This window comes from Streptomyces sp. WAC03905 (genome assembly GCF_057371075.1).
Map to the genome: position 1 here is coordinate 1,619,035 of NZ_JBXYDZ010000003.1, position 17,720 is coordinate 1,636,754.

16 protein-coding genes are annotated in these 17,720 nt (G+C 70.0%); 7 read left to right on the top strand and 9 right to left on the bottom strand.

The features are described 5' to 3' along the window. The first annotated feature begins 156 nt into the window (after positions 1 to 156). Both AC2RP6_RS09990 and AC2RP6_RS09995 read left to right on the top strand, forming a co-directional pair. Positions 157 to 1,344 (top strand): GDSL-type esterase/lipase family protein, encoded by a 1,188-nt coding sequence (locus AC2RP6_RS09990; RefSeq protein WP_486450276.1) that lies wholly within the window; start codon positions 157 to 159, stop codon positions 1,342 to 1,344. Between the two features lie 59 nt (positions 1,345 to 1,403). Continuing rightward, a complete protein-coding gene (locus tag AC2RP6_RS09995; RefSeq protein ID WP_486445900.1) occupies positions 1,404 to 1,997 on the top strand; it encodes a 3'-5' exoribonuclease domain-containing protein in 594 nt (197 codons plus the stop codon). Between the two features lie 117 nt (positions 1,998 to 2,114). On the opposite strand, the gene AC2RP6_RS10000 is transcribed toward AC2RP6_RS09995, so the two are convergent. The 7 genes from AC2RP6_RS10000 to AC2RP6_RS10030 all read right to left on the bottom strand — a co-directional run bounded on the left by AC2RP6_RS10000 (position 2,115) and on the right by AC2RP6_RS10030 (position 8,031). Beyond that, a complete protein-coding gene (locus AC2RP6_RS10000) occupies positions 2,115 to 3,506 on the bottom strand; it encodes a nucleobase:cation symporter-2 family protein (protein WP_486445901.1) in 1,392 nt (463 codons plus the stop codon). A gap of 302 nt (positions 3,507 to 3,808) precedes the next feature. Then, positions 3,809 to 5,209: an 8-oxoguanine deaminase gene (locus AC2RP6_RS10005; protein WP_486445902.1), complete on the bottom strand. Its 1,401-nt coding sequence runs from the start codon at positions 5,207 to 5,209 to the stop codon at positions 3,809 to 3,811. A 194-nt stretch (positions 5,210 to 5,403) separates the two neighbouring features. Continuing rightward, positions 5,404 to 6,327, bottom strand: a complete 924-nt coding sequence (gene pucL / locus AC2RP6_RS10010; RefSeq protein ID WP_030656696.1) for a factor-independent urate hydroxylase — start codon at positions 6,325 to 6,327, stop codon at positions 5,404 to 5,406. A gap of 1 nt (position 6,328) precedes the next feature. After that, the gene (gene uraH, locus AC2RP6_RS10015; protein WP_486445903.1) at positions 6,329 to 6,730 is read right to left on the bottom strand and encodes a hydroxyisourate hydrolase; all 402 of its coding nucleotides are present in this window, start codon (positions 6,728 to 6,730) and stop codon (positions 6,329 to 6,331) included. Between the two features lie 8 nt (positions 6,731 to 6,738). Next, the gene (gene uraD, locus AC2RP6_RS10020) at positions 6,739 to 7,245 is read right to left on the bottom strand and encodes a 2-oxo-4-hydroxy-4-carboxy-5-ureidoimidazoline decarboxylase (RefSeq protein WP_486445904.1); all 507 of its coding nucleotides are present in this window, start codon (positions 7,243 to 7,245) and stop codon (positions 6,739 to 6,741) included. A gap of 154 nt (positions 7,246 to 7,399) precedes the next feature. Then, positions 7,400 to 7,783, bottom strand: coding sequence for a helix-turn-helix domain-containing protein (locus AC2RP6_RS10025; RefSeq protein ID WP_486445905.1), 384 nt, complete (start codon positions 7,781 to 7,783; stop codon positions 7,400 to 7,402). Beyond that, entirely contained in the window at positions 7,780 to 8,031 is a 252-nt protein-coding gene (locus AC2RP6_RS10030; RefSeq protein WP_486445906.1) for a YkoF family thiamine-binding protein, read from the bottom strand. Before AC2RP6_RS10030 ends, AC2RP6_RS10025 begins: the two co-directional genes overlap by 4 nt. A gap of 125 nt (positions 8,032 to 8,156) precedes the next feature. Here AC2RP6_RS10030 and AC2RP6_RS10035 point away from each other — a divergent pair, with 125 nt between their 5' ends. From AC2RP6_RS10035 to AC2RP6_RS10045, 3 genes are all read left to right on the top strand, one after another. Next, positions 8,157 to 8,990 (top strand): TIM barrel protein, encoded by an 834-nt coding sequence (locus AC2RP6_RS10035; RefSeq protein WP_486445907.1) that lies wholly within the window; start codon positions 8,157 to 8,159, stop codon positions 8,988 to 8,990. A 74-nt stretch (positions 8,991 to 9,064) separates the two neighbouring features. Beyond that, positions 9,065 to 9,964, top strand: coding sequence for a 2-hydroxy-3-oxopropionate reductase (locus AC2RP6_RS10040; RefSeq protein WP_486445908.1), 900 nt, complete (start codon positions 9,065 to 9,067; stop codon positions 9,962 to 9,964). A 238-nt stretch (positions 9,965 to 10,202) separates the two neighbouring features. After that, the gene (locus AC2RP6_RS10045; protein WP_030822343.1) at positions 10,203 to 11,660 is read left to right on the top strand and encodes a catalase; all 1,458 of its coding nucleotides are present in this window, start codon (positions 10,203 to 10,205) and stop codon (positions 11,658 to 11,660) included. Between the two features lie 481 nt (positions 11,661 to 12,141). Here the strand turns inward: AC2RP6_RS10045 and AC2RP6_RS10050 are convergent, their stop codons facing one another. Continuing rightward, entirely contained in the window at positions 12,142 to 13,701 is a 1,560-nt protein-coding gene (locus AC2RP6_RS10050) for an APC family permease (protein ID WP_486445909.1), read from the bottom strand. A gap of 334 nt (positions 13,702 to 14,035) precedes the next feature. Then, on the bottom strand, positions 14,036 to 15,814 hold the full coding sequence (gene gcl / locus AC2RP6_RS10055; RefSeq protein ID WP_486450277.1) for a glyoxylate carboligase: 1,779 nt from the start codon (positions 15,812 to 15,814) through the stop codon (positions 14,036 to 14,038). Positions 15,815 to 16,248: 434 nt separating this feature from the next. Between gcl and AC2RP6_RS10060 the strand changes: the two genes are divergently transcribed. Then, a complete protein-coding gene (locus AC2RP6_RS10060; RefSeq protein WP_486450278.1) occupies positions 16,249 to 17,109 on the top strand; it encodes a hypothetical protein in 861 nt (286 codons plus the stop codon). Between the two features lie 68 nt (positions 17,110 to 17,177). Beyond that, positions 17,178 to 17,666, top strand: a complete 489-nt coding sequence (locus AC2RP6_RS10065; protein ID WP_387125483.1) for a glutathione peroxidase — start codon at positions 17,178 to 17,180, stop codon at positions 17,664 to 17,666. The last annotated feature ends 54 nt before the right edge of the window (positions 17,667 to 17,720 follow it).

Genomic DNA, 17,720 nt, shown 5'->3' on the forward strand with positions numbered 1-17,720 from the left:
GTAACTTGCACGTACCTAGCGGTAACAACCGGGCCCGTGTCACCTTTCCGGTGCCACCGGCCGGCGGTACCCCCACTTCCCAGCCACACGAACGGCAGCGCAGCCGATGTGCGCGTTGCCGGCTTCGGCGTGGCCGAGCGCAGGAGTTCCGCAGTGATCGGATTCCGCAACGTCAGCAAGGACCGCGACGCCGGCCGGGTGCGACGACTGGCCTGTGCCGCCGTGACCGTGCCACTCGCCGTCGGCGCGCTGCTCGCCGGCGGCCCCGGGACCGCAGTCGCCGCCCCCGGGACCGGCCCCACCGCCGTGGTGTCGATGGGCGACAGCTACATCTCCGGCGAGGGCGGCCGCTGGAAGGGCAACAGCCTGACCAACTCCGGGAGCCGCAACGGCACCGACCGGGGCTGGGTCAGCGGCAGCACCTACGACCCGGCCAAGGTGTACGGCACCACGGCCGGCGGCTGCCACCGCTCCGACTCCGCCGAGGTGCGCAGCGCCGGGCCGATCGCCGACGTCGCCGTGAACCTCGCATGCTCCGGCGCCGTCTCGCAGAACGTGTTCCGCGCCTCCAACGGCGGCGTCTCCTACAAGGGCGAGGCCCCGCAGGCCGATCAGCTGGCCGCGGTGGCCGCGAGCCACGACGTGAAGGTCATCGCGCTGTCCATCGGCGGCAACGACCTGGGCTTCGCCGACATCATCAAGGACTGCGCGCTGGACTTCGTCATCTGGAACTCGTACTGCTACGACGACCAGCAGTACGGCGTCGACCAGAAGATCGACGCCGTCATGGCGGACGTCGGCAAGTCGGTCGACGAGATCCGGGCCGTGATGCGCGGCGCCGGGTACACCGACTCCTCCTACCGGATCGTGCTCCAGTCCTACCCGTCGCCGATCCCGCGCGGCGCCGAGAACCGGTACACGCAGAGCGACTGGAGCCGGCTCAACACGGGCGGCTGCCCCTTCTGGAACCGGGACTCGGACTGGGCGCGCGACTCGCTCGTGCCGCAGATCGCGAACCGCATCAGGGGCGTCGCCGCCGCCAAGGGCGTGCAGTTCCTCGACCTGCGGGACATGCTCCAGGGGCGCGAGGTGTGCGCGAAGTCGAGCAAGCTGGTGAGTTCCACCGTCCCGGCGTCGGCGAGGACGAGCGAGTGGGCGCGCTGGATCGACAACAACGAGTCGCAGGGCCTGATCCAGGAGTCCATGCACCCCAACCACTACGGCCAGCTGGCCGCCGGCCGCTGCCTGGCCCTGGCGGTGGCGCAGCCCGCGGGCTCCGCCTCCAGCTGCAGGAACACGGCGGGCGGCGACCACACCGGGATGTTCCTGACCTCCGCACCCTGAGGCCACCGCGGGCGAAAACCGGATGATCGGCGGCGGTCCGGGCTGACATGCTCGCGCGCATGGCAGTCCGCACCGCACGTCCCAGTCTCTACATCTCCGTCGACATCGAGGCCGACGGACCCATTCCAGGACCGTATTCGATGATCAGTTTCGGGGCCGCGGTAGCCGGCCGGCAGGACGGGGAGGTGTACACGGCCGCCGATCCCGAGAGGCGCACCTTCTACCGGGAGTTGCGGCCCATCAGCGACACCTGGGTGCCCGAGGCGCTGGCCGTCAGCGGGCTCGACCGCGACCGGCTGGTCCGCGAGGGCACCGACCCGGCGGCCGCCATGGCCGCGTTCCGCGCCTGGGTGCGCAAGGTGTCCGAGGACGCGGACGCACAGCCGGTGATGTGCGGTTATCCGGCGTCCTTCGACTGGACGTTCCTGTACTGGTACCTGATCCGGTTCGGCGGGGACAGCCCCTTCGGCCATTCCGGGTGCTTCGACATGAAGACCCTCTACGCGACGAAGGCGCGGGTGCCGCTGCGCGCCGCGGTCAAGGGGCGGATGCCCCGTGAACTGCTCTCCCGGCGGCGCCACACGCACCACGCACTCGACGACGCGATCGAACAGGCCGAGCTGATGAGCAATCTGATGCTCTGGCGGCCCTGACCGGCGCGGCGTCACCGCACGTACGGGCGCACGGCGGTTCGCCCGTACCGGACACGGCGGTGCGCTCGCCACACCCGCAGTGGGTGGCGAGCGCGCCGCCGTGCTCTTCACGGCCGGTCAGTGGACCGGCACCGGTTCGGGTGCGGCCCCCGAGGCCGCGCCCTTCCTGGCGCCGAGGTGGTTGAAGGCCAGGTTGAGCACGATGGCCACCACGCAGCCGGTGCTGATCCCGGAGTCCAGGACGACCAGCAGGTCCTTGGGGAAGGCGTGGTAGAAGTCCGGCGCGGCGATCGGGATCAGGCCGATGCCGACGGAGGCGGCGACGATCAGGGCGTTCTCGCCCTTCTCCATGGCCGCGCCGGCCAGGGTCTGGATGCCGCTGGCGGCCACCGAGCCGAACAGGACGATGCCGGCGCCGCCCAGCACGGGCAGCGGGACCACGCCGATGACGGAGGCCGCCATCGGGCACAGGCCCAGCAGGATCAGGATGCCGCCGCCGGCGGCGACGACGAAGCGGCTGCGCACCTTGGTCATGGCGACCAGTCCGATGTTCTGCGCGAAGGCGCTGCACATGAACCCGTTGAAGAGCGGGCTGATCGCGCTGCCGAGGGTGTCGGCGCGCAGGCCTCCCGCGATGGCCTTCTCGTCCGCCGGACGGCCGACGATCTTGCCCAGCGCCAGGATGTCGGCGGTGGACTCCGTCATGCAGACGAGCATGACGATGCACATCGAGACGATCGCGGCGACCTGGAACTGCGGGGCGCCGAAGTGGAAGGGGGTGGGGAAGCCGACGACCGAGGCGTTCCTGACGGCGTCGAAGCTGGTCATCCCCAGCGGGATGGCGATCAGGGTACCGGCGACCAGGCCCAGCAGGATGGAGATCTGCTGGAGGAAGCCGCGCAGGAACTTGCGCAGGAGCAGGACGATCACCAGGGTGACGGCGGCCATGCCGATGTTCTGCATGGAGCCGTAGTCGGTGGCGGTGCGGTTGCCGCCCTGCGACCAGTTGAAGGCGACGGGCAGGAGCGAGACGCCGATCAGGGTGATGACCGTACCCGTGACGACGGGTGGGAAGAAGCGGACGAGCTTGCCGAAGTAGGGGGCGGCCACGAAGCCGATCGCTCCGGCGACGATGATCGCTCCGAAGATGACGGGGAGGGCGTCCGCGCCCTCCCCCTTGCCTATCGCGATCATGGGGGTCACACCGGCGAAGGAGACGCCGTTGACGAAGGGGAGCTTGGCGCCCACCTTCCAGAACCCGAGGGTCTGCAGGAGGGTGGCGAGGCCGGCGGTGAAGAGCGAGGCGCCCATCAGGAAGGCGGTCTCGGTGGCGGAGAGTCCGACCGCGGGGCCGACGATCATGGGCGGGGCCACGACACCCGCGTACATGGCGGCCACGTGCTGGAGGCCGCTGGTGAACATCTTCAGAGGGGGCAGGGTCTCGTCGACCGGGTGCTTCACCTCCGGTACTGCGACTGCGTCTTTGCGAAACCTGGGCGGGTTGGCCACGGCTTCCTCCGGTCGGGTAACACGTCGGCAGGGACGTGGGTGTCTTGGAGGTGGTGCGAAAGCTGTGCGAGTCGAGCGCGTATGAAGTTGTGGGTGGAGCCACTTCTTGTCCCAAGGGGTGCAGAAACGATTCGCCCAATCGCCGCTTCCGCGATGCGCCGTGGCGCGGGTGGCACGAGTCACCGCTCCCGGGAGCGCCTTCGGATTGCCTCGGGCGCCTCCCGGGAACGGCTGCCCACGGACCCCGCTCGGGTCCGCGGCGGCCGGCCGGGGGCCGTCCCCCCCGGCCGGACTCCGGGGGATCAGGCCTGCGCGATCCGCGCGAGGCGCTGGGCCTCTTCCCGCGTGGACACCGCGATGGCGTCCTCGTCGGCGAAGAGCAGCCGGTTGTTCTCGACGATCTGCTTGCCGTTGACGAACGACGCCGTCACCGGGGCGGCCGCACCGAAGACCAGGGCGGTCACCGGGTCGGCGATCGAGGAGTGCAGGAAGGTGTTCAGGTTCCACAGGACCAGGTCGGCGCACTTGCCGACCTCCAGCGAACCGATGTTGTCGGCGCGGCCGAGGACCTGGGCGCCGCCGTAGGTGCCCAGGCGCAGGGCCTGGCGGGCGTTGAGCGCGGCCTCGCGGTGCACCGGGTTCAGACGGTTGATCAGCAGCGCGTTGCGCAGCTCGGTGTGGAGCTCACCGGACTCGTTGGAGGCGGTGCCGTCCACGCCGAGGCCGACCGGTACGCCGGCGGCCAGCATGTCCGGGACGCGGGCGATGCCGGCGGCCAGACGGGCGTTGGAGGACGGGCAGTGCGCGACACCGGTCCTGGTGCGGGCGAACGCGGCGATGTCGGAGTCGTTCATGTGGACGCTGTGCGCCATCCACACGTCCTCGCCGAGCCAGCCGGTCGACTCGAAGTAGTCGGTGGGGCCCATGCCGAAGAGCTCGTGGCAGAACTTCTCCTCCTCGACCGTCTCGCTGCCGTGCGTGTGCATGCGCACACCGAGGCGGCGGGCCAGCTCGGCGCCCTGCTTGAGCAGCTCGGTGGAGACCGAGAAGGGCGAGCAGGGGGCGACGGCGACCTGGGTCATGGAGTCGAAGGAGGCGTCGTGGAACTTCTTGACGGTCGCCTCGGTGTCGGCCAGCGCGCCTTCGAGGGTCTCGACGGCGTGGTCCGGCGGCAGGCCGCCGTCCTTCTCGCTGCGGTCCATCGAGCCGCGGGCGAGGGTGAAGCGGACGCCCATCTCGGACGCGGCGCGGATGATCGAGCCGGAGAGGTCGCCGGAGCCCTTGGGGAAGACGTAGTGGTGGTCCATCGCGGTGGTCACACCACCCTTGGCCATCGCGGCGAGCGAGCCCTGCGCGGCCGTGTACGTCATCTGCTCGTCGATGCGCGCCCACGTCGGGTACAGCGCGACGAGCCAGTTGAAGAGGTTGTGGTCGGTGGCCAGGCCACGCGTGATCCACTGGTAGAAGTGGTGGTGCGTGTTGACCAGGCCGGGGGTCACGAGGTGCCCGGTGCCGTCGATCCGGCGGACGACGTTCTCGAGGTTCTCGGGGGCCCTGCCCGCACCGATGAACTCGATCCTGTTGCCTGCTACGACGATGTGGCCCGAGGCGTACTCGGTGTCATTGGCGTCGACGGTCGCGATCGCACAGTTCTCGATGACGATGCGCGGGGCGGCGCTGTCATGGGCTGCCGATGCTGCCATGGGACTTCCTCGTGCTTTCAGTGGCGGTGCGGGCACGGCAGGACCCAGGGGATTTGAGTGCCGGAGCCGGGGCCTTGGCAGCTGACAGTACTGCCGCCCCATGGGGTGCGTCCGGGTGCCGATTCAGGAAGTTGGGTCGTGTCGCGCGGTCCCGGGGCCACTGCGGAGAGCCCCGGGACGCGCGTGCCGCGCTCTCAGAGGTTGGTCATGTCCACCGGGATGCGCGCGTCGGCGCCGTCCCGCAGGATCGTGGCCTCGATCAGACCGTAGGGGCGGTCCGCGGCGAAGTACACCTCGTTGTCGTTCTTGAGGCCGAAGGGCTCCAGGTCGACGAGGAAGTGGTGCTTGTTCGGGAGCGAGAAGCGGACCTCGTCGATCTCCGAGCGGTGGTTGATGATGCGCGAACCCATCTGGTACAGGGTCTGCTGCAGCGAGAGGGAGTAGGTCTCGGCGAAGGCCTGCAGCATGTGCTTGCGGGTCTCGGCGTAGGACTTCTCCCAGTTGGGCATCCGCTGCTCGTCGTCCGACCAGTTGAAGCGCCAGCGGCTCGACACCTGGGTGGCCAGGATGCGGTCGTACGCCTCCTGCAGGGTCGTGTACTTGTCCTTCACGTAGCCCCAGAACTCGGAGTTCGTGGAGTTCATGACGACGAGGTCCTTGAGGCCGGAGATGACCTCCCAGTTCTGGCCGTCGTACGTGATCTGGGTGACGCGGGTCTCCTGGCCCTGGCGGACGAAGGAGTGCTTGACCTCGTCGGCGCCGATGAACTTGGAGTTGGCGTCGGACGTGGCGATCCGCTCCCAGCCGTACTCCTCGATCCGGATGCGCGCGCGCTGGATCGGCTCCTGGCTGTTCACGAACCAGCGGGCCAGGTGGATGCCGAACTGCTCGGCGGACTCGATGCCGTACTCCTTGGCGAACGCGTACACCGTGTTCTTGGTGGTGTCCGTCGGCAGGACGTTCGCGTTCGAGCCGGAGTAGTGGACGTCGTCCATGTCGCCGGAGAGGGCGACCGAGACGTTCAGGTCCTTGATGTGGTGGGTGTCGCCGTCCCGCGTGATCTTGACGACGCGGTTCTCTGCCTTGCCGTACTGGTTCTGGCCCAGAATCGTGGCCATGCTAGCTCCCTCGGTAAACGGAGTAGCCGAACGGGTTGAGCAGCAGCGGTACGTGGTAGTGCTCGCCCGGGTTCACCGCGAACGTGATGGTGACCTCGGGGAAGAACGTAGCGCTGTCCCTTACGCGGGGGGCGTCCTGCTGCGCCTCGGCTTGCTTCTTCGAAAAGTACGTCTCGGTCTCGAAGTCGAGACGTACGTGGGTGGTGCCCTCCGGCAGCGCCGGCAGGTCCTTGCAGCGCCCGTCCGCATCGGTGGCGGAGCCGCCCAGGGCCGCCCACTCGCCGTCGAGTCCCGTACGGGCCGACAGGGAGATGGCGACGCCCTCGGCGGGCCTGCCGATGCTGGTGTCCAGGATGTGCGTGGACACGGAACTGTTCGGCGATGCCGCGGTCTCGGTGCTCATGGTCGGTCTCACTCTCCTTCTACGAGGCGGGTCAGGCGGATCCGGTTGATCTTGACGAGCTCGCCGCGGGCGATTTCCCGCTCCTGCTCCGGCGAGTTGCCGATCCGGACCTTGACCGCGTCCCGCATGAACTCGCCGGTCGCACCGGTGGCGCAGATGAGGAAGACGTGGCCGAACTTCTCCTGGTAGGCCAGGTTCAGTTCGAGGAGTTCGTTCTTGAGCTCCTCCGAGGCACCGGCCATGCCGCGCTGCTCACGGGCGGAGGTCGGGTCTCCCGGCTTCGGCCGGCCGATCGGCGCGTGGCCTCCCATCGCCTCGGCCAGGTCGTCCGCGGTGAGCTCCGCCATGGCGGTCTCGTTCGCGGCGAACAGGGATGCGGCGGTGGCGAAGGGGCGCTGCGCGAGCATCTTGCTCCCCCACGCCGAGCTGGCGCACACCTCGTGCAGCTCGGCCGTGGCCGCGCCGTCGTCCAAGGTGTTGATCCGGGTGAGACCCGGGGTCGGACTCGAAGTCACGGTAGGCCTCCGTGGCCTGTTGTTGCTTTGACGGGCTGCGCATAGCTAACGCTCTCCACAACACGGCGTCAACACTTTGTTGAAACTTCCCGTACACAAAAGCCGCCGCCCGGGTGAATTGGGCGGCGGCTCGTCACTGTGGGTCAGAAGTCGTTCACGCTTGGCTGTTCTTACTGGGGTTTTCCCTGTTCAAGTAGTTGTAGACCGTGAAGCGGCTGACCCCCAGGGCGCCCGCGACCGTTTCCACACCGTGCCGGACGGAGAAGGCGCCGCGCGCCTCCAGTATCCGTACGACGTCCTGCTTGGACTTCCGGTCGAGCTGCGACAACGGTACGCCGTGCCGGCGCTCCAGCGCGGCCAGGATGTGGTCCAGCGAGTCCGACAGCTGGGGCAGGCGCACCGCGAGCAGGTCCTGGCCCTCCCAGCGCAGCACGACGTCGTCGGGCGTGGCCTGGGCCGGGTCCATCAGCACGCCGCCCATCGCGTCGACGAGCGGCTTGACCGCGATGACGAAGGGGTGGTCGCGGGGCTCGGTCATGGCGTCTCCTCGCCGATCACGTTGACCTGGAGGGTGACGCGCGTGGCCCCGGCCCCCAGGGAGTCGCGCAGCAGCGCGGCCACCGCGGACAGCACCCGGTCGGCGTCGCCCTCAGCGGTGTTGCCGAACGGACCGACGTCCACCGCCTCCAGCTGGGCCTTCTGGATGACCTCGCGGGCCGCCACGGCGTGGTCGGGGGCCTCTTCGAGATCGAAGGGCTCGGTCGTGAACTCCACTCTCAATCGCACGCCGTCAAGCTACCGCGCCGTCTCGATTTTTCGGGAGTCCGCACTTGACATCCGCGCGGGACCCCATGCAGTCTTCCATCAAGCAGAAAATAACTTCCGCAATACGGAAGGAGCGCACACCCCTCATGGGATACACGGACCAGCGCTTCGATGTGAACCTGTCGATCCTCTTCACGGAACTCCCGCTCCTGGAGCGCCCCGCGGCCGCCGCCGCGGCGGGCTTCACGGCGGTCGAGCTGTGGTGGCCCTGGATCGAGACCCCCACCCCCGCACAGGCGGAGCTCGACGCCCTCAAGAAGGCTCTCGAGGACGCCGGCACCCAGCTGGTGGGCCTGAACTTCTACGCCGGCCGGCTGCCGGGCCCGGACCGCGGCGCGGTCTCGGTGCCCGGTGAGGAGTCGGACCGCTTCAACGCCAACATCAACGTGGCGGCGGACTTCGCCGCCTCGGTGGGCTGCAAGGCGCTGAACGCCCTCTACGGCAACCGCGTCGAGGGCGTGGACCCGGCCGTCCAGGACGAGCTGGCCCTGAAGAACCTGGTCGTCGCGGCGCAGGCTGCCGACCGCGTGGGTGCGATCCTCCTGATCGAGACCCTCAACAAGCCCGAGTCGCCGCTCTACCCGCTGGTGAGCGCCCCGGCCGGCATCGAGGTGGTGGACAAGGTGAACGAGGCCACCGGCCTCGGCAACGCCAAGTTCCTGCTCGACCTGTACCACCTGGCGATGAACGGTGAGGACCTCTCCGAGGTCATCGAAAAGTACGCCGCCAAGACCGGCCACGTCCAGATCGCGGACAAGCCGGGACGAGGTGCCCCGGGCACCGGCGAGCTGCCCCTCGAGGAGCTGCTCGACCAGCTGAAGAAGGCCGGATACGAGGGCTACGTGGGCCTCGAGTACAAGGCCGCCGACGCTGCCGCGTCCTTCGCCTGGCTGCCGGCCGAGGCCCGCGCCGCCGAGTAGAGGACGAAGTCCGGGCGATCAGCCAGGCACCTCACGCACTTTTCGTACGAAGCATTAAGAGAAGGACCCTCATCATGAGCAACCCCGCTGCACTCCCGTCGATCGCCTGGATCGGTCTCGGAATCATGGGCTCCCCCATGGCCGAGAACCTGCTGAAGGCCGGCTACTCGGTCACCGGCTTCACGCTGGAGCAGGACAAGCTGGACCGCCTCGCGGCCGCCGGCGGCACCGCGGCCGGCTCGATCGCCGAGGCCGTCAAGGACGCCGACGTGATCATCACGATGGTGCCCGCCTCCCCGCAGGTCGAGGCCATCAACTACGGCCCCGAGGGCATCCTCGAGAACGCGAAGTCCGGCGCGCTGATCGTCGACATGTCGTCGATCACCCCGCAGACCTCCGTGGACCTGGCGAAGAACGCCGCCGAGAAGGGCATCCGCGTCATCGACGCCCCGGTGTCCGGCGGCGAGGCCGGCGCCATCGAGGCCGTCCTGTCGATCATGGTGGGTGGCGAGCAGGCCGACTTCGACGCGGCCCTGCCCATCCTGGAGGCCCTCGGCAAGACCATCGTCCTGTGCGGTCCGCACGGCTCCGGCCAGACGGTGAAGGCCGCCAACCAGCTCATCGTCGCGGTGAACATCCAGGCGTGCGCCGAGGCCGTCGTCTTCCTCGAGAAGTCGGGCGTGGACCTCCGGGCCGCCCTCGACGTCCTCAACGGCGGTCTGGCCGGCTCCACGGTCCTGACCCGCAAGAAGGACAACTTCCTGAACCGCGACTTCAAGCCCGGCTTCCGGATCGACCTGCACCACAAGGACATGGGCATCGTCACCGACGCCGCCCGCAACGTCGGTGCCGCCCTCCCCGTCGGTGCGGTCGTCGCCCAGCTGGTCGCCTCGCTGCGCGCCCAGGGCGACGGCGGCCTGGACCACTCGGCCCTGCTGCGCGCCGTCGAGCGCCTCTCCGGCACCCAGGTCTGAGGTCCCCCGCCGGGCCCCCTCGGGGCCCGGCCCGTCCCCTCGCAGGAGGGGGCTCCGAGTCTCCGGACGGTGCCGGTGCTGACACCTGTCCTGTCGCGCCCAAGCGCCGGCACCGTCCGGGTCATCTCGCCCACAACTTCGTTCAACAAACTGTTGACGTTTAGTTCTCGCCGAAATTAGGCTGTTCCGCATGACGGAAGACGCTTTCCGTCAGCAGTTACCCGTACGGAAGGTCACCATGTCGAAGCGCACGCTGACGACCGAGTCCGGCGCCCCGGTCGCCGACAACCAGAACTCCGCCACCGCCGGCGTCGGTGGCCCGCTCCTGATCCAGGACCAGCAGCTCCTGGAGAAGCTCGCCCGCTTCAACCGTGAGCGCATCCCGGAGCGTGTGGTGCACGCCCGCGGCTCGGCCGCGTACGGCTACTTCGAGGTGACCGACGACGTCACCGCCTACACCAGCGCCGCCTTCCTGAACACGGTCGGCAAGAAGACCGAGACCTTCCTGCGGTTCTCCACCGTCGCCGACTCCCTCGGCGGCGCGGACGCGGTGCGCGACCCCCGTGGTTTCGCCCTGAAGTTCTACACCGAAGAGGGCAACTACGACCTCGTCGGCAACAACACCCCGGTGTTCTTCATCAAGGACCCGATCAAGTTCCCCGACTTCATCCACTCCCAGAAGCGCGACCCCTTCACGGGCAAGCAGGAGCCGGACAACGTCTGGGACTTCTGGGCGCACGCCCCCGAGGCCACGCACCAGATCACCTGGCTCATGGGTGACCGCGGCATCCCGGCGTCGTACCGCCACATGAACGGCTACGGCTCCCACACCTACCAGTGGACGAACGAGCAGGGCGAGGCCTTCTTCGTCAAGTACCACTTCAAGACGAACCAGGGCATCCGCTGCCTCTCCGGTGAGCAGGCCGCCGAGCTCGTCGGCAAGGACGCGAACTCGCACCAGACCGACCTGCTCCAGGCGATCGAGCGCGGCGTGAACCCGAGCTGGACCCTGTACGTCCAGATCATGCCGGCCGCCGAGGCCGCGGACTACCGCTTCAACCCGTTCGACCTCACCAAGGTGTGGCCGCACGCGGACTACCCGCTGCAGCGCGTGGGCCGCCTGGTCCTCGACCGCAACCCGGACAACGTCTTCGCCGAGGTCGAGCAGTCCGCGTTCTCCCCGAACAACTTCGTCCCGGGCATCACCGCCTCGCCGGACAAGATGCTCCAGGGCCGCCTGTTCGCCTACGCCGACGCCCAGCGCTACCGCCTCGGTGTGAACCACACCGTGCTGCCGGTCAACGCCCCGAAGGCGACGAAGGCCGACAACTACGGCCGCGACGGTGTCATGGCGCTGCGCAACGGCTCGCGCCACGACAAGAACTACGAGCCCAACTCGTACCAGGGCCCGGCCGAGACCGGTCTGGCGCTGGGCGCCCCGAAGGCCGTCTCCGGCTACACGGGCACCCACGAGGCCCCGGCCCACACCAAGGACGACGACTTCTTCCAGGCCGGTGAGCTCTACCGCCTGATGTCGGAGGCCGAGAAGCAGCGGCTGGTGGCGAACATCGCGGGCGGCCTGTCCCAGGTCACCCTGGAGGACGTCATCGAGAAGAACCTGGCTCACTTCCACGCCGCCGACGCCGACTACGGCCGTCGCGTCGAGGAGGCCGTCCGCGCCCTGCGCGACGCCTGAGCCGATATGGATGTACCGGGGGCCTGACGGGAGGTCAGGCCCCGGGTGCTGAGCCCGACCCGTGGACCCGGATGAGGGGTGGTACGCGGTGAGGGCAGGACGAGGACCGTGGCGGGCGTGCGAGCCAGTGCGGTGGTAATGGGTTCCGAGGCCCGTCTCTTGACCTGAGGGAGACGACGCCGGAGTTCTCGTCGCCCGCCCGCCACGGTCCCAGCCACTCCTCTGCTCACAGGGGCTGCGCACAGAGCGCCCTGCGGGAAGAGGGGACCTCCTCCCCACAGACTCCGCCCGGCGGTGCGAACGTCCTGTCGCGCCAGCCTCGCACCGTCGGGCGGTAACAACCAGAGCGCCGAGTCACGGACGGTCCCGTGACTCGGCGCTTTGCTGTACCGGGGTTCCCGCGCACGGCCCGGGGCGGGGCCGGGGTGGGGGCCGGGTGGGGGCCGGGGTGGGGGCCGGGTGGGGGCCGGGGTGGGGACCGCTACCAGTCGGTGTCGACGCCGGGCTCCGTGTCCAGGGCCGCGCGGTCGAACCGCAGCATCCCGAGGAAGAACAGCCCGCCCAGGGCGAGCAGGCCCGCCACCACCACGACGGGGACCAGCGCCTCCCGCGGGGTCACCAGGACGAACAGCGCGAGCAGGGTCCAGGCGAGCGCGCAGACCGCGACCGGCAGTTCGAGGCGGCCCAGGTCGAAGGCGCCCTCCCGGCGTCCGAGGCGGCGGCGTACGGCCAGGTAGAGGACGATCGTGGCGCCGTAGATGAGGGCCGGCAGGATCGTCGACGCCGTGATCAGCTCCAGCAGGGCGGCGCCCGGCAGCGCGACCATCAGGACGCACCCGAGCGCGAGGATGAGCAGGGTCGCGGGGACCGGCGTCCGCGTACGGGAGTCCACCCGGCGCATCACCCGGTGCGCGGGGAAGCGCCCGTCGCGCGACATCGCGTACACGAGCCGCGAGCAGGCGGTCATCACCACGATCCCGGCGCCGAAGAACGCGAACGAGATCGCGACGAGCAGCCCCTTCTCGGCGGCCGGCCCGAGCCGGTCCCGCATGATCGCCGCGACCGGTGAACCCTCGGCGCTGGTCCGCGGGAGGTCCTGGATGGCGACGGTGAGGGCGATCAGGAGGACCATCCCGAGGACCCCGGCGGCGACGACCGAGCCCACGATCGCGCGGGGGACGCTGCGGTGGGGGTCCTTGGCCTCCTCGGCCAGGTTGGCCGCGGAGTCGAAGCCGACGAGGGTGGCCAGTCCCATGATCATCGCCAGCATCAGCCCGCCGCCGACGGCGAAGTAGCCGGGCGCGTCCTCGGCCACGCCGCGTGAGCCGAGGTTCGCGGCCGTGCCGTCGCCGGTGACCGCGACGGCGACGAGGAGGGCGACGGCCACCACCACGACGAGCACCACTTCGAGTCCCACCGCGGCCGAGTTGATCCAGCCGACCAGGCGCGTCGAGGCGATGGCGAGGACGGCCTGGACGAACAGCACCACCAGGGTGATCACGCGGGCGGTGCCCTCGTCCGGCGCGATGCCGGCGAGCGGCATGAAGGCCTGGCTCGCCAGCGCGTTGTCGATCGCCACCACGGCGATGGCCAGGTAACAGAAGGTCAGCCAGCCGAACCACCAGCCCGTCCGGGTGCTGCCGAGCCGTGACGCCCACTGGTACGAGGACCCGCTCAGCGGGATGCGGGCCGCGAACTGGGCGACCACCAGGGCCACCAGGGTCTGCCCCACCGCGGCGAGGGGCCAGAGCCAGATCCCCACCGGCCCGGCGCTGCGCAGCACTTCGTCGTAGGTGGCGAAGACGCCGACCGCCACCGAGATGAAGGCGAACGAGATCGCGAACACCTGGAAGGAGCCCAGCGTGCGCTTCAGCTCCTGCCGGTACCCGCCGAGCTCGACGTCACCGTCGGCGGTGCCGGGAGTGCCGGGAATGCCGGGAGTGCCGGGAGTGCCGGGAGTGCCGGGAGTGCCGGGAGCACCGTCGCCACGGTCGGCGGCCCCGCCGTCGCCCTCCGCTCCGCCCGTCGATGCGTGCGCCACCCGGCCACCTCGCTCTCCACCCGCCCCGGCGGCAACCGGAGGCCCCGGCCAGTGTCCTGCCCCGCAGCCCACCACCCCGGCCGCCGACGGCCGACGCACGTGAGGGAAGCCCGAATGGACGCGGCGAGGGGCCCCGGCCGGGCCTCGTCTCCTGCCGTCGCAGCGTCTCCCGCGCGCCTCTGGGGGCCGTGCGAGCGGGAGTTCGCCGTCGCGGCGGGGGCCGGGGCGGTGACGCGGACGGTCGTACCCGAGTCCGCGTGGTGAGGTGACGTGACGCGAGCGGCCCCCGCCCCTCCGGGTGGAGGGACGGGGGCCGCTCTGCGGTGCGGGGCGGTCAGACCTGCAGGGCCTTGATCGCGGTGGGGGCGTGACCGGGCTCGGTCGCGAGCTCCTCGAACTCGGTGACGTCGCTCATGTCGACGGTCTTGCTCATCGAGATGTTGGTGATGCGCTCCAGGATGGCCTCGACGACGACCGGGACCTGGAACTCCTGGGCCAGCTTCTTGGCCTGCTCGAAGGCGGCGCCCAGCTCGTTCGGGTCGGTGACGCGGATGGCCTTGACGCCCAGGCCCTCGGCGACCTTGACGTGGTCGACGCCGTAGGCGCCGATCTCCGGGGTGTTGATGTTCTCGAACTCGAGGTTGACCTCGAAGTTGATGCCGAGACCGCCCTGCGCCTGACGGATCAGGCCGAGGTAGGCGTTGTTCACGAGGACGTGGACGTAGGGGACCTTGTGCTGGGCGGCGACCGCCAGCTCCTCGATCATGAACTGGAAGTCGTAGTCGCCCGAGAGCGCGACGATCGGGGTCTCCGGGTCCGCGGTGGCGGCACCGATGGCGGCCGGGATGGTCCAGCCGAGCGGGCCGGCCTGGCCGCAGTTGATCCAGTGGCGCGGCTTGTAGACGTGCAGCATCTGCGCGCCGGCGATCTGGGAGAGGCCGATGGTGGTGACGTAGCGGGTCTCGGGACCGAACGCCTTGTTCATCTCCTCGTAGACGCGCTGCGGCTTCATGGGGATGTTGTCGAAGTGGGTGCGGCGCTGCAGGGTGGCCTTGCGCTCCTGGGCGGAGGCGGCCCAGGCGGAGAAGTCCGGCAGCTTGCCCTCGGCCTTGAGCTCCTTGGCGACCTCGATGAAGAGCTCCAGCGCGGCCTTGGCGTCGGAGGCGATGCCGAAGTCCGGGGCGAAGATCTTGCCGATCTGGGTGGGCTCGATGTCGACGTGGACGAACTTGCGGTCGCCCAGGTAGGCGTCCAGGTTGTAGCCGGTGTGACGGTTGGCCCAGCGGTTGCCGATGCCGAGGACGACGTCCGACTCCAGGAAGGTCGCGTTGCCGTAGCGGTGCGAGGTCTGGACGCCGACCATGCCGGCCGCCAGCTCGTGGTCGTCGGGGATGACGCCCCAGCCCATGAGGGTGGAGATGACCGGGATGTTGGTCAGCTCGGCGAACTCGACGAGCAGGTCGGAGGCGTCGGCGTTGATGATGCCGCCGCCGGCGACGATCAGCGGGCGCTCGGACTCCAGCAGGAAGCCCAGGGCCTTCTCGGCCTGGGCGCGGCTGGCCTGCGGCTTGTAGACCGGCAGCGGCTGGTAGGTCGCCGGGTCGAACTCGATCTCGGTCAGCTGGACGTCGATGGGCAGGTCGATGAGGACCGGGCCGGGACGGCCGGAGCGCATCAGGTGGAAGGCCTGCTGGAAGACGCCGGGAACCTGCGCCGCCTCCAGGACCGTCGTGGCGGCCTTGGTGACCGGCTTGGCGATCGCGGCGATGTCGACGGCCTGGAAGTCCTCCTTGTGGAGCTTGGAGACCGGAGCCTGACCGGTGATGCACAGGATCGGGATGGAGTCCGCGATGGCGGAGTACAGGCCGGTGATCATGTCGGTGCCGGCCGGACCCGAGGTGCCGATGCAGACGCCGATGTTGCCCGCCTTGGCCCGCGTGTACCCCTCGGCCATGTGCGAGGCGCCCTCGACGTGGCGGGCGAGCGTGTGGTTGATGCCGCCCACGTTCTTGAGCTCGCGGTAGAAGGGGTTGATCGCAGCACCGGGAACACCGAACGCTTGTTCGACACCCTCGAGCTTGAGGATCTCAACTGCAGCAGCGGCGGCTGTCATACGAGGCATCAGGTTCTCCTGCGGGTCTGGCGGTCAGGCTTTTCCGTCATCCGGAAGTTTTGTTCTGCTATACGGAACAAGCTAAGCGGCGTCTCCTCCGGCGTCAAGGCGGTGCGGCACCCCGGAAACCACCAAAAGCCGCATCTCACTCGGCGACTTGTACAAATCACCGATCCGTCGGCGGGAACGGTGCGGAAATGGCGCTCACGCTCGCCCCGGCGGTCGCCGGTGGTGGAGCATGGACCTACGCAGGGCGACGGAGGGGGTCAGGGGTCATGGCGGAAGCGGTACCGGTGCGCTGCCCGGCGTGCCTGCGCGAGAACGGCTACACCGCGCCGGTCTTCCCCTGCGCCTGCGGGAGCCCGGTCCATCCCCCGCTGGACCTGTCGGCGCCCCCGGTCCTGCTGACCCACCGCACCTGGTCGGACAGCTGGGTGTCGGTGCGGTGCACGACGTGCGGGCGGGAGAGCGAGTGGCCGCACCCCGAGCTGGGGTGCGGATCGTGCGGCACGGTGGTGCGGCTCCCGGTCCACCCGCCGGAGCCGCTGGAGGCCGGTACGGGGTCGGACACCGGACCCGGGGACGCGGCCGGCCCGGCCGGGGCCCGCGCCGACGCTCCGGCGGCGACCTGGGCCGGTGACCCTGCGGGCGGCCCGGCCGGTGATGGTGATGCCGGCGGCCCGGCCGGTGCTGGTGCCGGCGCCCCGGCCGGTGCTGGTGCCGGCGGCCCGGCCGGTGGTGCTGCCGGGTCGGCCGGGGATGCGGCTTCCGGACCTGCGGGTGGAGGTGCCGGCGGACGTACGGGCGGAGGTGCGGGCGGACTCGGGCGCGGTGATGGCGGCCCGGCGTCGGCGCGGCCCGGCCCGGACCCGGCGCACATGCCGCCGCCACCGACCGGGTCGGTGCCGCGGCCCGCCTTCCGGCCGGTGACCATCCGTACGGCCAGGGACGCGGTCGCCACCGCCGCGCTGTACCTGCGCTGGCTGGGATTCCAGGACGTACGGCAGCCCGACGGGCGTCCGATCCCGTCGGCGGCGGTGGACCTGCGCGCTCCGGGGCTGGTGGCGCAGGTGGACCCGACCACCGCGCCGGCCGGGCTGCGGGCGGTGGAATGCGTGTGGCTCAACGGACTCACCGCCTCCGCGACCAGCGTCTACTTCTCCCTCGCCGGGTACACGGCGGACGCCCGCGTCCGCGCGGACGAGCTGGGGATACCGCTGTTCGTCATGGACCTCACCGGCATGCCGCAGCCGGTCAACGACCCGGCGGACGAACTGGTCGGCTCGGGGGCCTGACCGGCGGGGCACCCCCTGACCACCCTTTAGGCTCGTGGCACGACCCGCTGCCTGCCGAGGAGAGTCCCGTGAGCCTGTACGACATTCCGCTGACCACCCTGTCCGACGAGCCCACCAGCCTGGCGGCGCACAAGGGCAAGGCGATCCTGCTCGTGAACACCGCGTCGCAGTGCGGGCTCACCCCGCAGTACTCGGGGCTGGCCCGCCTGCAGTTCACGTACGAGGAGAAGGGCTTCACCGTCATCGGTGTGCCCTGCAACCAGTTCGGCGGCCAGGAGCCCGGCAACGCCGACGACATCCAGACCTTCTGCGCGGCGGGCTTCGGCGTCACCTTCCCGATGCTGGAGAAGTCCGAGGTCAACGGGGAGAACCGGCACCCCCTGTACCAGGAGCTGGTGAAGACCCCCGACGCGGAGGGTGAGGCGGGGGACATCCAGTGGAACTTCGAGAAGTTCCTGATCTCCCCCGCGGGCGAGGTCGTGGCACGGTTCCGTCCGCGCACCGAGCCGGAGGCGCCCGAGGTGATCGCGGCGATCGAGGCGCACCTGCCCGCGTAAGGACACGGCGAGGAGGCGTACGGGTGCCTGCCCGCCCGGGGCGGAGGCGTACGG

Coding starts and splice junctions, on each gene's coding strand:
- uraH (WP_486445903.1), bottom strand. CDS start 6,730: ATGAGCACCGAGACCGCGGCATCGCCGAACAGTTCCGTGTCCACGCAC.
- AC2RP6_RS10045 (WP_030822343.1), top strand. CDS start 10,203: ATGTCGAAGCGCACGCTGACGACCGAGTCCGGCGCCCCGGTCGCCGAC.
- AC2RP6_RS10040 (WP_486445908.1), top strand. CDS start 9,065: ATGAGCAACCCCGCTGCACTCCCGTCGATCGCCTGGATCGGTCTCGGA.
- AC2RP6_RS10005 (WP_486445902.1), bottom strand. CDS start 5,209: ATGGCAGCATCGGCAGCCCATGACAGCGCCGCCCCGCGCATCGTCATC.
- pucL (WP_030656696.1), bottom strand. CDS start 6,327: ATGGCCACGATTCTGGGCCAGAACCAGTACGGCAAGGCAGAGAACCGC.
- AC2RP6_RS10025 (WP_486445905.1), bottom strand. CDS start 7,783: ATGACCGAGCCCCGCGACCACCCCTTCGTCATCGCGGTCAAGCCGCTC.
- gcl (WP_486450277.1), bottom strand. CDS start 15,814: ATGACAGCCGCCGCTGCTGCAGTTGAGATCCTCAAGCTCGAGGGTGTC.
- AC2RP6_RS10035 (WP_486445907.1), top strand. CDS start 8,157: ATGGGATACACGGACCAGCGCTTCGATGTGAACCTGTCGATCCTCTTC.
- AC2RP6_RS09995 (WP_486445900.1), top strand. CDS start 1,404: ATGGCAGTCCGCACCGCACGTCCCAGTCTCTACATCTCCGTCGACATC.